This is a genomic window from Pseudarthrobacter sp. Y6 (genome assembly GCF_050156205.1).
Classification (GTDB): Bacteria; Actinomycetota; Actinomycetes; order Actinomycetales; family Micrococcaceae; genus Arthrobacter.
Map to the genome: position 1 here is coordinate 712,468 of NZ_CP189574.1, position 16,493 is coordinate 728,960.

The following is a 16,493-nucleotide window of genomic DNA, read 5'->3' on the forward strand; positions in this document are numbered from 1 at the left end:
GCATTTCGCGGCAGTCCAGGGCCCCAACACTGCAGTGAAATGCCATCTCGGTGCGTGTCGGGACGCCGGACTGTGGATAACCCTCCACGGCACGTCCGGATCGGGAAGAATTCGGGGATGCATAGGGCTCCGCTTCCCGAACACCTGACGGCCGGTTCATTCTCGCTTCGTATGTCCGACAAGGCCGGTATCAGCAGGACGCGCACGGAGGCTAGCGACCTGGCCACAGTTTCCCGGGGCATCCGTGTTCACCTGGGATCAGAGGCCAAAGGCAGCGCGGCTTTGAGGGCCTACACGGAGCTGGATGACTCCTCTGCACTGACGCATGTTTCCGCGGCCCGTATTTGGCGCGCTGCCCTGGGGTGGAGGCTTGAAGATGACTGGCGGGTCCACTTGTCCCGTAGACCCGGGTTCAGCATGCCGCGCAGGGTCAATGTGGTGGGCCACCTGTTGACCTTCCTTCCCGGCGAGCTGGTTGAGTACGACGGCGTCCGGCTCACCTCGCCCGCCAGGACGTGGCTGGACCTGGCATCCATGGCCGGTGTGGATGAACTTGTCATCGCGGGAGACTCTTTGGTGTGCACCCACGGCCCCGAGTTCCCCGCGCCACGTGAACCGCTGTGCAGGGTGGAGGAGTTGCGCACCATGGTTGCGAACCATCCCGGAATAAGGGGAGCCCGGTTGGCCAAGGCGGCGTTGGAGCTGATCCGCGTCGGTGCCGACTCGCGGCCCGAAACCGAGATGCGTCTGGCCTTGGTCCGGGCAGGCCTACCCGAGCCTGAACTGAACCACGTGCTGTGGGGAGTGGACGGCGCCCCAGTGCTGTGGCCGGATGCGGCCTACCTGGAGTGGCGGATCTCGATCCAGTACGACGGAGCCGGCCATGGTGGATCCGAGCAGTACCGGCGGGACATCCGGCGGGAATCCCTGACGCGTGAGTATGGCTGGCTTGAGGTACGCGTGTCCAAAGACGACCTCGCAGGGGAGCGTTCCGCCGTCGTGCGTAAAGTCCGGGCCGCACTGGAATGCCGCGGCTGGCGCCCGAGATGACATTTCGCGGCAGTCCCGGGCTTCGGCACTGCCGCGAAGTGCCACCTCGGTGAGGCGTGTGAGCGTAAGTGTTACCGGCCCGAGTGACCCGAAACACTGCCACTGCACAGAAATGGCTAGGATGGTGGCTAGCCGTAAGAGGTCTACTCTCCAGGGTCACAACCCACAGACGAAAACTCAGCATAGGAGTCACCATGCCCATTGCAACCCCAGAGATCTACTCCGAAATGATCGACCGCGCCAAGGCCGGAGGCTTTGCATTCCCGGCGGTCAATGTGACGTCGTCGCAGACCCTGAACGCAGCCATCCGCGGTTTCGCCGAGGCTGAGTCCGATGGCATCATCCAGGTTTCCACCGGTGGCGCAGCGTACTGGTCCGGCGCATCGGTCAAGGACATGGTGGCCGGTTCGCTCGGCTTCGCCGCCTTTGCCCGCGAAGTGGCCAAGAACTACAACGTCAACATCGCGCTCCACACCGACCACTGCCCCAAGGACAAGCTGGACGGCTTTGTCCTGCCGCTGCTGGCAGCTTCCGAGGCCGAGGTCAAGGCCGGCCGCAACCCGATCTTCAACTCGCACATGTGGGACGGCTCGCACGAGACCCTCGAAGATAACCTGCGCATCGCCCGCGAACTGCTGGTGCGCTCCGCCGCGGCCAAGATGATCCTCGAAGTTGAAATCGGCACTGTTGGTGGCGAGGAAGACGGCGTTGAGAACGAAATCAACGAGAAGCTTTACACCACCACCGAAGACGCCCTGGCCACCATCGAGGCCCTCGGGACCGGCGAAAACGGCCGCTACATGACGGCGCTGACGTTCGGCAACGTCCACGGCGTGTACAAGCCCGGCGGCGTCAAGCTGCGCCCGGAACTGCTCAAGCAGATCCAGGCCGAAGTAGGCGCCAAGATCGGCAAGGAGAACCCGTTCGACCTCGTGTTCCACGGCGGTTCGGGCTCCAGCGACCAGGAAATCGCTGACGCCGTCTCCTACGGCGTGATCAAGATGAACGTCGACACGGACACGCAGTACGCGTTCACCCGTCCGGTGGCCGGCCATATGCTCGCCAACTACGACGGCGTCCTGAAGATCGACGGCGAAATGGGCAACAAGAAGACTTACGACCCCCGTGTCTGGGGCGCCTCCGCCGAGGCCGGCATGGCTGCCCGCATCGTCGAGGCCGCCCGCCAGCTCGGCTCCCTCGGCAAGACGTTCTAGCCATGTCGGACGAGTTCCGTAGGAACCTGATGGGCCCGGAGCCCACGCTCCTGCCTGCCGAGACGGGTGTCTACCAGCAGTTGGACGCCGGCGCCGAAGCCCTGGACCTGGTGGAAAAGCACCCCACCTCGTCGCTGTTGTGGGCTGTCCTGGCGGAGGAGGCGTGGGCCGAGGGCCGCACCGTCGATTCCTACGCCTACTCGCGCGTTGGCTACCACCGTGGGCTGGACTCGCTGCGCCGCAACGGCTGGCGCGGCGTAGGTCCCATCCCGTGGGAGCACGAACCCAACCGCGGCTTCCTGCGCGCGCTCTACTCGCTGGGCCGTGCGTCGGCGGCTATCGGCGAAGCCGAGGAACCGGAACGCATCGAGAAGTTCCTCAACGACTCAGACCCGGCAGCCAAGGCAGCCATCGAAGCTGAGTAGTAGAAGAACGACGGCGGGCGGTCACCTTTCAGAAGAAGGTGACCGCCCGACGTCATAATTTCCGGTAGTGGAACCTGTCGAGATTTGCTCCGGTGGTTGAGCTTGTCGAAACCTGGATTTCGACGAGCACAATCACCGGGAACCCAGTTGGTTAGACCTTCGCGAGTCCCGTGCGGGCCATGGCGTCGGTGTATACGACGCGCATTTCCTCGAGGTACTGTTCCTGCCGCGCGGGCGTCCCGGCGAAGGCGCGGCCGCTGAGGGAGCGGACCTTGTAGGTCTTCAGCCCGCGGCGCCAGAGCAGCGGAACTTCGGTCTTGAGCAGCAGGTTGGCCAGACGGTTGGCTTCGGTGCCGTGGGCCACGATCACCGAGGCGCGGGGAACCACGGCGAGGAACTTCAGCAGAGGCTTGAGGCCGGCGGAAATCTGGTCCGGTGTGAACTTGCCGTTGACCTCGCCGGGGGTGTGCCACGGGTGCACGTTCCAGGGCATCACGAACTCGGGGCGCAGGCCCAGCTTCCACTGGATGCCGAGCATGCGGGTGGCGGCGTCTTCGTCGCCGGCAGTGATGAAACCGGAGGGGTCAGCCTCGCCGATGTTGGAGTAGAGGCTGATGATGCGGCACTCGTCCACGTCGTGCATGGGGTCGACGTACGGGACTTCGGTGTGGGGCTTGACGCTCTGCAGGGAATCGCACAGCTCGTTGACGGCGGCAACGTTGGGCTCGTAGCGGCGGCTCAGGAGCTGTTCACGGAGGGATTCGGGGGCCAGGGCTGTCATATAGTGCAATGTCTCCTGCGGGGCTCGGCGATGCTGCCAATCCGGAAAATGGGCGCGTGATGGCGCGCCGGTCCGGCGTGGTTTCAAATGTGGTGTGGACCGATTCCTGGTCGATCTCTATCAGTTTAGCAAGCCCCGCGAAATGCGGACCCCGTCCGGTGACATTCCGTGATGAAAGGCATACACCAGGCCCGCGCAACTGGGGTGGAAAGCACGCGGACGATCCTGGATGGTGCGGCAGGCTCCGCAGGCCGAACGGGTGGAGGAAACCCCCGCATCGGCTAAACTTGGGTGGTAAGAGCCCCGAACTCTTGCGTGGTTGGCCGCCGTTGCGGTCCAGCCAGGCTATGGCCTTCGGGGCATTCTCATGAACGGCGCTAGGCAGGCCTGCCATCTCGGTGGACGGACCTGTGCGGCCCGAACGAATGGGGGAGGATCCCATGCCAGCAATCGTGATCGTAGGAGCCCAGTGGGGCGACGAAGGAAAAGGCAAGGCCACCGATCTTCTGGGCGGCCGCGTTGACTACGTCGTAAAGCCCAACGGCGGCAACAATGCCGGGCACACCGTCGTCGTAGGCGGTGAGAAGTATGAGCTCAAGCTCCTTCCGGCCGGCATTTTGAGCCCCAACGCGATTCCGATCATCGGTAACGGCTGTGTGGTGAACCTTGAGGCCCTGTTCCAGGAGATCGAGGGCCTGCAAGCCCGTGGCGCGGACACGTCCAAGCTGCGCATCTCCGCCAATGCGCACCTCGTTGCCCCGTACCACCAGGTCCTGGACAAGGTCACCGAGCGTTTCCTCGGCAGCCGCGCCATCGGCACCACCGGCCGCGGCATCGGCCCCGCCTACATGGACAAGGTGGCCCGCCTGGGCATCCGCGTCCAGGACGTCTTTGACGAGTCCATCCTCCGCCAGAAGGTGGAAGGATCCCTGCGCCAGAAGAACGAACTCCTGGTCAAGGTCTACAACCGCCGCGACATTGTGGTGGACGAGATCGTGGACTACTTCCTGGCCTTCGCCGAGCGCCTGCGCCCGCTGGTCATCGACAGCACGCTGGTCCTCAACAACGCCCTGGACGAGGGCAAGGTTGTGCTGATGGAAGGCGGCCAGGCCACGTTCCTGGACGTGGACCACGGCACCTACCCGTTCGTGACCTCCTCCAACCCCACGGCCGGCGGCGCGTCCGTTGGCTCGGGTATCGGCCCCACCCGGATCTCCCGCTCCATCGGCATCATCAAGGCCTACACCACCCGTGTTGGCGCCGGACCGTTCCCCACCGAACTGTTCGACGAGATGGGCATGTACCTGCAGAAGACCGGTGGCGAGTTCGGCGTAAACACCGGCCGTCCGCGCCGCTGCGGCTGGTACGACGCCGTCCTGGCCCGCCACGCTTCCCGCGTGAACGGCTTCACGGACTACTTCGTCACCAAGCTGGACGTCCTCACCGGCATCGAGCAGATTCCGGTCTGCGTTGCCTACGACGTTGACGGTGTGCGGCACGACGAAATGCCCATGACGCAGACCGAGTTCCACCACGCGGTGCCCATCTTTGAGTACTTCGAGGGCTGGACCGAGGACATCACCGGCGCGCGCACGCTGGAGGATCTCCCCGAGAACGCCCGCAACTATGTGCTGGCCCTTGAAAAGCTCTCCGGCACGCGTTTCTCAGCGATCGGCGTCGGCCCGGACCGCGACCAGACCATCGTGGTCCACGATCTGATCAACGACTAATAGCCTGTAAAGCGCGACGACGGCGGGTCACCTGAAAAGGTGGCCCGCCGTCGTCGTCTGCTGACCCAAGTGGGTCGGTGCTGCCCCTGTTGCGCTGTTCTGGCGGGCGTTGTACGCAATTTACACAGCGTTTACGCGGCCGGTCTTGTGAGGCTGCAGGCGGGCCGGACAGACTCTTAAGCACACGCTGAACCGATCAGCAGATCATTCAACCAGACCCGCAGGTGCCGGACGCAGCGATGCTTCCGGGACCGCCGGTGACGTAGCAGTCGCCCGGACGGGACCCGCAGACCGGAAGGATTCACCATGGCCGGGAAGTTTGAAGTTTTCTTGGACTCGGATTCATATTTCAGGTTCCGCCTCAAGGCGCCGGATGGCACAGTGGTGGCCGTGTCCGGAGCTTTTGAGGACAAAGCCTCGGTGGCTGCCGGTATCGCCGCCGTCCGCGAATGCGCCGGGACAGGGCTGGTCACCGATCTCTGCCCCGCCGCCATGGCTGCACCGATCGCCCCTTCGCCGGCGGCTGTGCTGGTCCCCGCCCAACTCCAGCCGAACTGTGGCGACCAGTGCGTTCCCGCCACCCGGGCGCACCCCTTTGTCATTGACACGACTTCGCGCCGGAGGGTGACCGCGCCGCGCTGGACCTGAACCGCGCTGGACGTAGCCAGCCCAAGAATCCAGCCCGGGGTCACGGTCCCGGAAAGTTTCTTGTCCGACGGCGTAACCCCTGCGGTGCCTGGAGCGATTACCCCTTTGAAGCGCCGGTCTGGAACTTGTCCCCCATCACGTTCCAGCCCGGTTCTTTTGTTACTGGAGGGTAAAGTTAGTTGGCGAGGGCATTCTGCGTATGACGTACGGGCCCGAAGCTGAGCAAGCCCAGTCCCCTCCACCGAAGGCCCTGTGTCCGTGACCGATGCACTGACAGACGACGTTCTGCGTGTGCGCGCCCGCGATCCGGAGCTCTTCAGCATGGTGTACCGAAGCTACGCGTCACAGGTCCTGGGCTACCTCACAGCCCGCGGGGTAGAAGATCCGGAGGCGGTTATGCAGGAAGTCTTCCTCGCGGTACTGCCGCGGCTGCAGAAGATTACCGGCGGCGTCGCCGGACTGCGCACTTTTGTCTTCTCCGTGGCACACGCCAGGATGGTGGACGATCACCGGAGGCAGCAACGCACCCCCATTAAGCTCCCGTTCGAACCGGACCTCGACGGCCGCGAGGAGGCCTCGGCCGAGGATGAGGTGCTGCAGCGGATCTCACCGCGGGAGGTCGCGGATCTCCTGAACGAGCTGCCGGAAGATCAGCGGGAAGTGCTGTCGTTACGCCTCGTCGCGGGCCTGACAGTGGACCAGGTGGCGGCCGTGATGGGAAAGAGTGCTGGCGCCGTCAAACAGCTCCAGCGCCGTGCATTGATCCGGTTGCGCGAGCAGTCCGCAGTGAAGGAATACGTGGTGCCATGACCGCCAATGCCAGCTCCCTGATCCGGACCGTGGATGAATTGCTCCTTGACGCCGGCGGGACCGATGCCGGCGGGCTCCGCGAAACCCTGCTCGCGGTGGGTTCCCTGGCTTCCCTGCCGGTCCCCGAGCCAGGCCCTGAACTGGCGGCAATCCTGTCAGGCCACACCCACCAGTTCGCCCGGAACCGCCTGCTCGGCAAGCGCCGGACCACCGTTGTGGGCCTCGCTGTCATCGCAGGGATGGGGCTGGGCGTCACCGGAGTGGCCGCCACCGGCACGGTTCCGAACGCGCAGGCCAGCAGCTCCATTCAGCGGCTGTTGCAGGACTGGGCTCCTGACTGGACCATCGCAGGGACTCCGGCCGCCAGCGGGAGCGCCGCCGATCCGACGGAGGTGCAGTTGCCCGGGGAGCCGGCATCCCCCGACGCCCGGGTGCCGGCACCGCCGCAACCTGTTGAACCGGAAGCGGCCCTGCCAGCAAACGGCCCGGAAAACGCAGGCCAGGATCGGGGCACGGAGCCGGCCGGCCGCGGAAACGGCACGGCGCCTGGCAAGACAAAGGCGGACGACGGCGGCGCGCCGGGGAACGCTGCCGGCGTCACCCCTGGCGGTGCTGCGTCCCGGGACGCTTCCACCCAGGAAAGCCACGATCCTGCAAAGGCCGCCACCGACGCCGCTGCCGAGCTCGACAAGGCCGGAAAGCTGGTTGCCGGTACCCTGGCCGACGCCGCCAAAGCGGGGGAGTCCCTGACTTCAGCCATTGTGCCTCCCGCACTGACAGAGAAAACCGGGGCCGGCAGTGCCGGCCCCGGTTCAATCTGGCTGAAGAAGTTCAACCGGTAATCAGGCTCTCCGTCAGGAAGGGCCTTTCCGTCAGGAAAGCAGCTGCCGCTTGGAGGAGATCACGCCGGTGTCGAAACCGGCGAGGTGCAGCCCGCCATGGAACCGGGCATGCTCGATCTTCACGAAGCGGTCCATCACCACGTTGAGCCCGGCGGCTTCCGCGTCCGCGGCCACGTCCTCATGCCAGGAGCCGAGCTGCAGCCAGAGGGTTTTGGCGCCGGCCGCGATGGCTTCGTCCAGGACGCCCGGGAGGTCATCGTGCTTGCGGAACACATCCACGATGTCCGGGCCCTCGGGAAGATCGGCCAGTGAGGCGTAGGTGGGTTCACCAAGGATCTCCTTGACCGCGGGGTTCACGAAGTACACCTTGTACCTCGTGGACGACTGCAGCCGGGACCCGGCGGTGGTTGTGCTGCTGTGGCGCGCCGGCCCTCCCGACAGTGCGCCGTGCACGGCGACGTCCATGGGCTCGGCCGAGGATCATCCCGATGAGCCGCTGGAAGGGCCGGGCGCGTCACGCAGCCCTGCTTCGATCGCCGTCGGGTTCGAAGTGGATTGTGGGGAGCCCGTAGCAGCGGCCGCTGAAGCGGCACTGGCTGGACTCAGGGTGGGCAAAGGCGTGGCAGAAGATACTTCTGATGTCATAGATGTGCTTCATCGACCCTGGCGTTAGCACCCTTCGCTGTGTGGTCATTACCGCGAGAGCTGAACCGCACACCCTGCGCCAAATCGGGATCCGTGGAACGTAATATTCGCTCACGCCCGGCATTTACACCTCCGGTCGGTTAAATATTTGACAAGGGGCCGCTTTGGGAACGATGTACGCTTGGATCATGGGCCACGTCAACGATCCTGCAGTTATTGAGCGTCTGATGCGAAACAAAGGGCGGTGGGCCATCGTGGGCCTGACCACCAATGAGTGGCGCGCAGCCCACGACACCTCGCTGTTTATCCGCGACCGGCTCGGGATGGAGATCATCCCTGTCAACCTGCCCGGTGACGCCGTCCACGGCGAAACCGGCTACCGCACCCTGGGTGGGATCCCCCCTGAAAAGCAACCCATCGACGTCGTTGACTGCTTTGTGAATTCGCAGAAGGTCGGGGCGGTGGTGGACCAGGCAATTGCGGTGGGCGCCAAGGCCGTGTGGTTGCAGCTGGGCGTTATCGACGAAGCGGCAGTGGACCGTGCCAAGGCCTCCGGCCTGGACGTGGTGATGAACCTTTGCCCCGCGCAGCAGGCGTGGAAGTACGACCTCTGACTGGTTCCCTGGACGCGCAGGTGCCCGCGGTTCTCAGCGCTGCATCAGCTCCGGGTAGTGGCGTTCGGTCACATCGGGATGGGCGCGCATGCGGCCCTTGAGCATGTTCAGGCCGAAGGACGCGAGCATCGGGTTGGACGGATCGTCGGAGATGCCGCGTGCCTGGGCTTTGAGCTCGGGAGGCAGGGGCACCGGATCGATAACAGCATCCAACCGCGGCGACCAGAAGAACGGGACTGAGTAGCGGTCCACGCCGGGTGGCGGCGCCTGAACCCGGTGGATCGTGGCGGCAAGGTAACCTTCCGTGGCCACCTCCAGCATTTCGCCCAGGTTCACCACGAGTGCCCCGGAAACAGGCTCAACCGGCGCCCACTCCTTTGTCCCGGGCGGCAGCACTTCGAGTCCGCCCACCTCGTCCTGGAGGAGCAGGGTGACAAATCCGTAATCAGCGTGGGAGCCCACGCCCTGGTTGCCGGCCGCCTCCACCACGCCGCCGACGTAATGCACCAGCTTGCCCATCCAGGCCGGTTCGTTGCCGAAGGGCTCGTCGAAGTGGTCCTCCGGAAGTCCCAGGGAAACCGAGATGCCACGCAGCAGCTCCATGCCCACACTGGACATCAGGCCGGCCCAGGCCATGGCCGCGGGCTTGAGCTCCGGTAATGCCTCGTCGGGCCACATGTTGTGCCCCTGGAGCAGCCAGTATGGCTGGTCGGCCGGATAGTTGTGGACGGGCTCGCGTTCGGGGGAGTAGTCGATCTGCTCGCGGGCGTCGGCCCGTCCCTGCGTGACTTCTGTGCCCATCCGTGTGTAGCCGCGGAAGTGTGCTGAAATCCTGTTGTCCAGCTTCATCCGGTCCTCGAGGGGCAGATCGAAGAAGCGTTTGATGAGGGCCAGCAGCTCCTCGGCCTGGCCGGATGCGGCGCCATATCCCGTGATTTGGAAGAACCCCACGTTATGGGCGGCGTCCCGCAGCTGGTCAATGAATTCCGGGCTGAAGGAGCCGTACGGCTGGCGTGCGGCGCTCATGTCCAGAACGGGAATGGTGGCCTGATCGGGTGACATCTTCGCAGACTAGCACCGCCGGGAAGGACTTTGTAGGCTCGCTCCATGGACGCAGCGCAACTCAAGGCCTTATGCCTGTCATTTCCGGGGGCCTTCGAGGATTTTCCCTTCGGTCCCGAGACCTCCGTGTTTAAGGTCCGGGCGCACGTCGCCGGCGGCGCAAGGCAAGAAGCCAAGATGTTTGCGGCGTCCGCCATGGACCCTGACGACTGGTCCGTGAGCCTCAAATGCGAGCCCGCCCTCGCTGAGCAGCTGCGCGCCGCCCACCCGGAAATCACGGGCGCATGGCACATGAACAAGACCCACTGGAACGGTGTGCGGCTGGACGGCGACCTCCCGGATGGCATGGTCCGGGACATGGTGGAGGATTCCTACGACCTGGTGGTGGTCTCCCTGAGCCGCAAGCAGCAGGAGCAGCTTGGGTGGGCGCGGCTGACCGCCTCCCCGGAGACGGCCGTTCTCCCGGGCGAACCGCGTTGACGGGCAAGCGCATGGCTGCCGGCGGACTCAACTACCCCGGCATCGGCTCCACCGAACATGGCCCGCCGCCCGAAGGATACCCGTGCCTGGTCTCGCAGACCTACCTGGGGGACGGGCTGGCGGTCTACCGCCGTGTAGCGCAGGGAATCCTTACCTGGGAACTGCAGCGGCGGTCCGGCCTGATCGTCCGGACCGAGTCCGACGTCGTGATCCCGGGTGCGCGCGTGGTGAGCGGCTTCGGCATCGGGCCTTTCCGGATTAACGCCCCCTGCGAGGTGGTCTGGGTCCGGCGGCCGGTGCCGGGCGACGGCCCGCAGTCTGCGGGCTTTGGCTACGGAACGTTGCCCGGTCATCCGGAGCGCGGCGAGGAAGCTTTCGAAGTTGAGATCGGCGCCGATGGGCGCGTGTTCTTGAAGGTCACAGCCTTCAGCCGGCATGCCAACTGGTTCTATCAGGCCGGCGGCCTGCTGGCCCGGGCCGCGCAACGGCACATCACTTCGCGATACGTTGAAGGGGCACGACAGCTCGCCGCGGGACAGTCCATGTCCCGCAACGGAAGGAACATTGCATGATCTTTATCGTCGTTAAATTCAAGGTCAAACCCGACTGGTCCGAGCGCTGGCTCGGCCTCGTTGATGGCTTTACCCAGGCCACACGTGAGGAGCCCGGCAACCTGTGGTTCGACTGGTCCCGCAGCGTGGATGACCCCAACGAGTTCGTGCTGGTGGAAGCCTTCCGGGACGACGCCGCAGGGGACCACGTCAACAGCACCCATTTCAAGCAGGCCATGGCTGACATGCCGCAGGCGCTGGCCGAAACACCGCGCATCATCAGCCGCCAGCTCGACGGCGACGGCTGGGACCGGATGGGTGAACTGACCATCTGATGTGGATCGGCTGGATTGAATTCGACATCCTCCTCGGCGACGTCCAGAGCCTGAAGGAGAAACGCTCCGTCATCAGGCCGCTGCTGGCCGAGCTCAAGCACCGCTTTGATGTGTCCGTCGCGGAGGTGGGCGACCACGAACAGTACCGGCGCTCGCAGGTGGGCGCCGGCTTGGTGGCGGCAGACCGGGCGCACCTCGTGGAGGTACTCACCGCCGTCGAACGCTTTGTGGCCGCCCGGCCGGAGTTCGAGCTGCTCAGCTCAAGGCAGCGGGAGCTCCACAGCGAGGACTGACCTCAAGACCCGACTGAGCAAAGCCTTCGTTTGGCGGAAAAGCTGGCAGCTCAGTGATGTTCCAAAAAATCCGCGGCGGTACCGGACATCCGCGCCCCGGTTCAGGGGAGCGTTCGTCCGAATCCGCCGCGGATTCCGTGGATCTCTTAGCCGAAGTACTTCGGCAGGGTTGCTTCGTGGGCTTCGCGGAGGGCGTCCAGCGACATGGTGTCCACGCCGTTGATCTCAAGGTTGCCGCTGGCTGCGTCCACCACGCCGATGCGGGTGTGGGCAAAGCCGCGGGCCGTGCACATGTCCTTGAACCGGACTTCTTCCGAGCGGGGTACCCCGACAATTGCGCGGCCCTGGGACTCGGAGAACAGCGCCGTGAACAGGTCCACGCCGTCGCGGTCCAGGACATCCTGCAGGGCAATCCGGGCACCCACGCCGTAGCGCAGTGCGGACTCCACCAGGGCTGCCGCAAGGCCGCCTTCGGAGAGGTCGTGCGCGGAGTCCACCATGCCGTCGCGGGACGCGTTGATCAGGATTTCGCCCAGCTCGCGTTCGGCGGCGAGGTCAACCTTGGGCGGCAGTCCGCCGAGGTGGCCGCGCATGTTGGCCCACTCGGAAGCGTCCAGTTCTGCCGCCGTCGTACCCAGCAGGTAGATGGCCTGGCCATCTTCCTTCCAGCCCGACGGCGTGCGGCGGGCGACGTCGTCCAGCTTGCCCAGCACTGCCACCACGGGGGAGGGGTGGATGGGCGTGGTGCCGGTCTGGTTGTACAGCGAGACGTTGCCGCCGGTGACCGGGATGCCCAGGACCATGCAGGCGTCGGACAGGCCGCGGATGGCCTCCGCGAGCTGCCACATCACGTCCGGGTCCTCGGGGGAGCCGAAATTCAGGCAGTCGCTGACGGCCATCGGAACGGCGCCGGAGGTGGCCACGTTGCGGTAGGCCTCGGCCAGTGCCAGCTGTGCGCCGTGGTACGGATCAAGGTAGGTGTAGCGGCCGTTGGCGTCGGTGGCCAGGGCAACGCCCAGGCCGGTTTCCTCGTCCACGCGGATCACGCCGGCGTCGTCCGGGAACGCCAGGGCGGTGTTGCCGCCCACATACCGGTCGTACTGGTTGGTGATCCAGTCCTTGCTGCACATGTTCGGCGAAGCCACGAGCTCGGTGACGGCAGCGGCCAGTTCCGCGGGGGCGGAGGGACGGCCGGCGTCCTGTACGGAGCCAGTGAAGGAATCGGCCTGCACGGAATCCTGCCACGAGGGGCGGGCGTACGGGCGGTCATAAACCGGACCGTCGTGGGCCACGGTGCGAGGGTCGACGTCCACGATGACTACGCCGTCCCAGGTGATGATCAGGCGGCCGGTGTCGGTGACCTCGCCGAGCCAGGAGTACTCCACGGCCCACTTGTCCATCACAGCTTCGAAGGCGGCGATGTTCTCCGGGGTGACCACGGCCATCATGCGTTCCTGCGACTCGGACATCAGGATCTCGCCCGGGGTCAGCGTCGGGTCGCGCAGCAGGACGGAGGTCAGTTCAACTTCCATGCCACCGTCGCCGTTGGAGGCCAGTTCCGACGTGGCGCACGAGATGCCAGCGGCGCCGAGGTCCTGGATACCCTCAACCAGCGAGCCTTTGAAGAGCTCCAGGCAGCACTCGATCAGGACCTTCTCAGCGAAGGGGTCGCCCACCTGGACGGCGGGGCGCTTGGACGGCTTGGTGTCGTCGAAGGACTCCGAGGCCAGCACCGAGGCGCCGCCAATGCCGTCGCCGCCGGTGCGTGCACCGAACAGGACCACTTTGTTGCCCTTGCCGGACGCGTTGGCGAGGCGGATGTCCTCGTGGCGCATCACGCCAACAGCCAGCGCGTTAACCAGCGGGTTGCCCTGGTAAACGGCGTCGAAGACCATTTCGCCACCGATGTTCGGCAGGCCCAGCGAGTTGCCATAGCCGCCGATGCCGGCAACGGCACCGTGCATCACACGGGCAGTGTCCGGGTGGTCGATGGCCCCGAATCGCAGCGGATCCATCACAGCCACCGGGCGGGCGCCCATGGAGATGATGTCGCGGACAATGCCGCCGATGCCGGTGGCTGCACCCTGGTAGGGCTCCACGAACGACGGCGAGTTGTGGGACTCGATCTTGAACGTCACGGCCCAGCCGTCGCCCAGGTTGGTGACGCCGGCGTTTTCGCCGATGCCCACCAGCATGTCCTTCTTCATCTCGTCGGTCACCTTGTCGCCAAACTGGCGCAGGTGGTTCTTCGAGGACTTGTAGGAGCAGTGCTCGCTCCACATCACGGAATACATGGCCAGCTCGGCGCCGGTGGGGCGGCGGCCCAGGACCTTGACTACCTCGTCGAACTCGTTCTGCTTCAGGCCCAGCTCAGCCCACGGCAGTTCGGTGTCCGGCGTCTTGGCGGCGTTCTCGACGGTGTCAATGTTGAACTTTTTGGATGAGGTCTCGACAGGCTCGACCACCGAATTGATCTCGGTCATTTGTTGCCTCCCACAATCTTGTTCAGTACGGAGGTGAAGAAACCCAGGCCGTCGGTATCGGACCCGCCGATCCCGGCACCGCCGGACAATACAGTTTCGGGGCCGAAGCCAACTTCCACCGCGTGCTCCGGGTGGGGCATAAGTCCCACCACATTGCCGGCGGCGTTGGAGATGCCAGCGATGTCGCGGCGTGAGCCGTTGGGGTTGAAGCCCACGTAGCGGAACACCACTCGGCCTTCAGCTTCGAGGGCGTCCAGGATCTTTTCGTCTGCGATGTACTGGCCGTCCTGGTTCTTCAGCGGAACCGTGATTTCCTGGCCGGCCTCGTAGTCAAGGGTCCAGGCGGTGTTGCTGTTTTCCACGCGCAGGACCTGGTCGCGGCACATGAACTTCAGGTGGTCGTTCTTGATCATGGAGCCGGGCAGCAGGTGCGACTCGGTCAGGATCTGGAAGCCGTTGCAGATACCAAGTACAGGCAGCTTTGCATCGGAGTTCGCGGCGTCGATGATCTTGGACATCAACGGGGCGAAGCGGGCAATGGCGCCGGCACGGAGGTAGTCGCCGTAGGAGAAACCGCCGGGGATCACGACGGCGTCCACGTCACCCAGGGTAGTGTCAGCGTGCCAGAGCGGCACTGCGGTGCCGCCGGCGAGCCTGACTGCACGGGCGGCGTCGCGGTCGTCCAGGGTGCCGGGGAAGGTGACGACGCCGATTTTCGCGCCGGCAAGGCGCGGCTCGGCGGCGACGGCGATCGCCTCGCCGATCAAGGGAAGTTCAGTCATCTCAGGCCTCGACGACCTCGACGTTGACGACGTCTTCGATCACGGGGTTGGACAGCAGGGTCTCGGCGGCTTCGCGGGCCTGGGCCAGGATTGCGTCGGTCACCTCGCCGTCAACCGTCAGTTCAAAGCGTTTGCCCTGGCGGACAGAGCTAAAGCTGGTGAAGCCCAGGCGGGGGAGTGCACCCACGATGGCCTTCCCCTGCGGGTCCAGAATCTCGGGCTTGGGCATGACGTCAACAACGATCCGGGGCATCCGGCAACTCCTGTGCGTGAGCATTGGGTAAGGGCGCAGCGGAGTCACGCCGTCTTACGCCGTTCCGGGATGTTGGGGACATTCTTTTTCGAACAGTGTCTTTAGAACGGTGTGGACGGGCGCTCCGCGAGCTTGCTAGCCCATTCTACCGGGCGGAGCGCTGCACCCTGTATTCGGTGGGATCGGCCACAGCCATCGTGGCAGGGCGGGCTATTGGGAGGTGAAGGACGACGGCGGCTATGGCCTCGCGGAGCCAGCGTCACTAGGATTGCGGCATGGCTGAAAAATCGAAATCCGTGCTGTTGCCGATGATGGCCGTGGCCGTTTTCGCCGGGTTGGGCCGGATGGTGGTGCAGAAGATCAAGGCGGATCGGGCTGCCCGGGAAACGCGCGTGGCCGGCCCCATGGACGAAAAGACCCGCCAGTGGATCAGCGACGTGGTCCGGACGCCCAGGCAGTAGGCGCCACTCCTTACCCAAGCCCTCAAGTCATTACCCAAGCCTCAAACGGGCGTCCCTGAACGGGGGCGCCCATTTTGTGCCCCGCTCAGGTGCTCCGCTGCAAATGCACTGTTCCGAAGGCGCTGTCCCAGGCTGCTCCCAAGCAACTTCTTGAAACTCCTCGCCATGTGACGTTCTACACGCCGGCGCCGAGGCCGGCAAGGTCTTCGCACTGTTTGTGTACTCCAAGGACCAGGGTTTCTTCGGCAGCCAGTTCGGCAACAACGACGCCGACAGTACCGTCATCTCCTCCGCCGTCATCGAGTCCTCCGACGGCGGCGTCACGTGGGGCCAGCCGAGGCTCATCACCAACGTGACCAAGCCGGGCACCAGGAAGACCAGCCCCGTGGCCGGCGATATCCGCTGCAACTTCGTGTCCTCCGGCGAAGGCATTCAGCTCAAGCACGGCCAGTACAAGGGCTGCCTGATCCAGCAGTACGCCGGCGATGTGCGCCAGGCCGACGGCACCAACAAGATCCAGGCGTACAGCGTCTATTCGAACGATCAATGCGTGACCTGGTACAAGGGTGCCAACGTCGGCGGCCGCATGGACGAGAACAAGACCGTGGAACTTTCCGACGGCCGCGTGTTCCCTCCGGCGTACAGAACGGCCGCGACGACGTGGTGGTTTTGGACAAGGATGGCAAGCAGGTCTCCTTCGGCCGCCTGCAGGTGACGCCAAGGGCTGAGCCATGGTGGTTTCCTTGCACCAAAGAAGACCTCCGCGTGGAGCTGGACTTACCCAAGGTCCGGCCCACGTGGGGTCTTTTTTGTGCCCACCCGGCTTCCCGGCCCTCCCCTAAACGCGCATGACTGATCTAGATGCCCGATGTGGTCTATGTCATATTCAGCTCTCAGTCTGTAATGTTTGTAACGGCTGGTCACAGCATTACAAAACCTGTAATGCCGTGTGCCGTTCCCAGCCTTCTCCAGACCGGCAACGTGGCCGGTCGTTCCTCGTGAAAGGTGTAGTCGCTCGTGAAATCAACTGAAAA

19 protein-coding genes and 2 pseudogenes are annotated in these 16,493 nt (G+C 64.9%); 15 read left to right on the forward strand and 6 right to left on the reverse strand.

The window, feature by feature from the left end:
- Window positions 1-117 precede the first annotated feature (117 nt).
- From ACQCSW_RS03485 to ACQCSW_RS03495, 3 genes are all read left to right on the forward strand, one after another.
- Window positions 118-1,050 (forward strand): hypothetical protein, encoded by a 933-nt coding sequence (locus tag ACQCSW_RS03485; protein WP_426989514.1) that lies wholly within the window; start codon window positions 118-120, stop codon window positions 1,048-1,050.
- A gap of 194 nt (window positions 1,051-1,244) precedes the next feature.
- On the forward strand, window positions 1,245-2,264 hold the full coding sequence (gene fbaA / locus ACQCSW_RS03490; protein ID WP_426989515.1) for a class II fructose-bisphosphate aldolase: 1,020 nt from the start codon (window positions 1,245-1,247) through the stop codon (window positions 2,262-2,264).
- Between the two features lie 2 nt (window positions 2,265-2,266).
- Window positions 2,267-2,689 (forward strand): DUF3151 domain-containing protein, encoded by a 423-nt coding sequence (locus tag ACQCSW_RS03495; RefSeq protein WP_426989516.1) that lies wholly within the window; start codon window positions 2,267-2,269, stop codon window positions 2,687-2,689.
- A gap of 151 nt (window positions 2,690-2,840) precedes the next feature.
- Here ACQCSW_RS03495 and ACQCSW_RS03500 read toward each other — a convergent pair whose 3' ends face one another.
- Window positions 2,841-3,470, reverse strand: coding sequence for a uracil-DNA glycosylase (locus tag ACQCSW_RS03500; RefSeq protein WP_056348638.1), 630 nt, complete (start codon window positions 3,468-3,470; stop codon window positions 2,841-2,843).
- Between the two features lie 440 nt (window positions 3,471-3,910).
- Here ACQCSW_RS03500 and ACQCSW_RS03505 point away from each other — a divergent pair, with 440 nt between their 5' ends.
- The 4 genes from ACQCSW_RS03505 (at window position 3,911) to ACQCSW_RS03520 (ending at window position 7,500) form a co-directional block, all read left to right on the forward strand.
- Entirely contained in the window at window positions 3,911-5,200 is a 1,290-nt protein-coding gene (locus tag ACQCSW_RS03505) for an adenylosuccinate synthase (RefSeq protein WP_058932815.1), read from the forward strand.
- Window positions 5,201-5,506: 306 nt separating this feature from the next.
- The gene (locus ACQCSW_RS03510; protein ID WP_426989517.1) at window positions 5,507-5,848 is read left to right on the forward strand and encodes a YegP family protein; all 342 of its coding nucleotides are present in this window, start codon (window positions 5,507-5,509) and stop codon (window positions 5,846-5,848) included.
- Window positions 5,849-6,106: 258 nt separating this feature from the next.
- Window positions 6,107-6,658, forward strand: coding sequence for an RNA polymerase sigma factor (locus tag ACQCSW_RS03515; protein WP_426989518.1), 552 nt, complete (start codon window positions 6,107-6,109; stop codon window positions 6,656-6,658).
- Window positions 6,655-7,500 carry a hypothetical protein gene (locus ACQCSW_RS03520; protein WP_426989519.1) on the forward strand — a complete coding sequence of 282 codons (846 nt, stop codon included), beginning with the start codon at window positions 6,655-6,657 and terminating at the stop codon, window positions 7,498-7,500. Before ACQCSW_RS03515 ends, ACQCSW_RS03520 begins: the two co-directional genes overlap by 4 nt.
- 30 nt (window positions 7,501-7,530) lie before the next feature.
- Here the strand turns inward: ACQCSW_RS03520 and ACQCSW_RS03525 are convergent.
- Window positions 7,531-7,959 (reverse strand): annotated as a pseudogene (locus tag ACQCSW_RS03525) (CoA-binding protein); the annotation flags it as partial.
- Here ACQCSW_RS03525 and ACQCSW_RS03530 point away from each other — a divergent pair.
- Both ACQCSW_RS03530 and ACQCSW_RS03535 read left to right on the forward strand, forming a co-directional pair.
- On the forward strand, window positions 7,841-8,173 hold the full coding sequence (locus ACQCSW_RS03530; protein WP_426990750.1) for a hypothetical protein: 333 nt from the start codon (window positions 7,841-7,843) through the stop codon (window positions 8,171-8,173). The pseudogene ACQCSW_RS03525 and the gene ACQCSW_RS03530 overlap by 119 nt on opposite strands.
- A 160-nt stretch (window positions 8,174-8,333) precedes the next feature.
- Window positions 8,334-8,759 (forward strand): CoA-binding protein, encoded by a 426-nt coding sequence (locus ACQCSW_RS03535; protein ID WP_426989520.1) that lies wholly within the window; start codon window positions 8,334-8,336, stop codon window positions 8,757-8,759.
- A gap of 33 nt (window positions 8,760-8,792) precedes the next feature.
- Here the strand turns inward: ACQCSW_RS03535 and ACQCSW_RS03540 are convergent, their stop codons facing one another.
- On the reverse strand, window positions 8,793-9,821 hold the full coding sequence (locus tag ACQCSW_RS03540; RefSeq protein ID WP_426989522.1) for an isopenicillin N synthase family dioxygenase: 1,029 nt from the start codon (window positions 9,819-9,821) through the stop codon (window positions 8,793-8,795).
- Window positions 9,822-9,866: 45 nt separating this feature from the next.
- Here ACQCSW_RS03540 and ACQCSW_RS03545 point away from each other — a divergent pair, with 45 nt between their 5' ends.
- The 4 genes from ACQCSW_RS03545 to ACQCSW_RS03560 are packed head-to-tail and all read left to right on the forward strand — an operon-like array spanning window position 9,867 to window position 11,480.
- A complete protein-coding gene (locus ACQCSW_RS03545; RefSeq protein WP_426989523.1) occupies window positions 9,867-10,301 on the forward strand; it encodes an MmcQ/YjbR family DNA-binding protein in 435 nt (144 codons plus the stop codon).
- A gap of 11 nt (window positions 10,302-10,312) precedes the next feature.
- Window positions 10,313-10,873: a DUF1990 family protein gene (locus tag ACQCSW_RS03550; RefSeq protein WP_426989524.1), complete on the forward strand. Its 561-nt coding sequence runs from the start codon at window positions 10,313-10,315 to the stop codon at window positions 10,871-10,873.
- Window positions 10,870-11,187, forward strand: a complete 318-nt coding sequence (locus tag ACQCSW_RS03555; protein ID WP_426989525.1) for a putative quinol monooxygenase — start codon at window positions 10,870-10,872, stop codon at window positions 11,185-11,187. The genes ACQCSW_RS03550 and ACQCSW_RS03555 overlap by 4 nt, the downstream gene beginning before the upstream one ends.
- Window positions 11,187-11,480 carry a DUF503 domain-containing protein gene (locus ACQCSW_RS03560; protein ID WP_426989526.1) on the forward strand — a complete coding sequence of 98 codons (294 nt, stop codon included), beginning with the start codon at window positions 11,187-11,189 and terminating at the stop codon, window positions 11,478-11,480. The genes ACQCSW_RS03555 and ACQCSW_RS03560 overlap by 1 nt, the downstream gene beginning before the upstream one ends.
- Before the next feature lie 146 nt (window positions 11,481-11,626).
- Here the strand turns inward: ACQCSW_RS03560 and purL are convergent, their stop codons facing one another.
- Genes purL through purS form a run of 3 tightly spaced genes read right to left on the reverse strand, consistent with a single transcriptional unit; the run spans window position 11,627 to window position 14,998 of the window.
- Window positions 11,627-13,963 (reverse strand): phosphoribosylformylglycinamidine synthase subunit PurL, encoded by a 2,337-nt coding sequence (gene purL, locus ACQCSW_RS03565; RefSeq protein ID WP_426989527.1) that lies wholly within the window; start codon window positions 13,961-13,963, stop codon window positions 11,627-11,629.
- Window positions 13,960-14,745, reverse strand: coding sequence for a phosphoribosylformylglycinamidine synthase subunit PurQ (purQ, locus tag ACQCSW_RS03570; protein ID WP_426989528.1), 786 nt, complete (start codon window positions 14,743-14,745; stop codon window positions 13,960-13,962). Before purQ ends, purL begins: the two co-directional genes overlap by 4 nt.
- 1 nt (window position 14,746) lies before the next feature.
- Window positions 14,747-14,998, reverse strand: coding sequence for a phosphoribosylformylglycinamidine synthase subunit PurS (gene purS / locus ACQCSW_RS03575; RefSeq protein ID WP_056631212.1), 252 nt, complete (start codon window positions 14,996-14,998; stop codon window positions 14,747-14,749).
- Between the two features lie 275 nt (window positions 14,999-15,273).
- Here purS and ACQCSW_RS03580 point away from each other — a divergent pair, with 275 nt between their 5' ends.
- Together ACQCSW_RS03580 and ACQCSW_RS03585 are read left to right on the forward strand one after the other, a co-directional pair.
- Window positions 15,274-15,459: a hypothetical protein gene (locus ACQCSW_RS03580; RefSeq protein ID WP_111907149.1), complete on the forward strand. Its 186-nt coding sequence runs from the start codon at window positions 15,274-15,276 to the stop codon at window positions 15,457-15,459.
- 187 nt (window positions 15,460-15,646) lie between these two features.
- Window positions 15,647-16,087: pseudogene (locus ACQCSW_RS03585) on the forward strand (sialidase); the annotation flags it as partial.
- Between the last annotated feature and the right edge of the window lie 406 nt (window positions 16,088-16,493).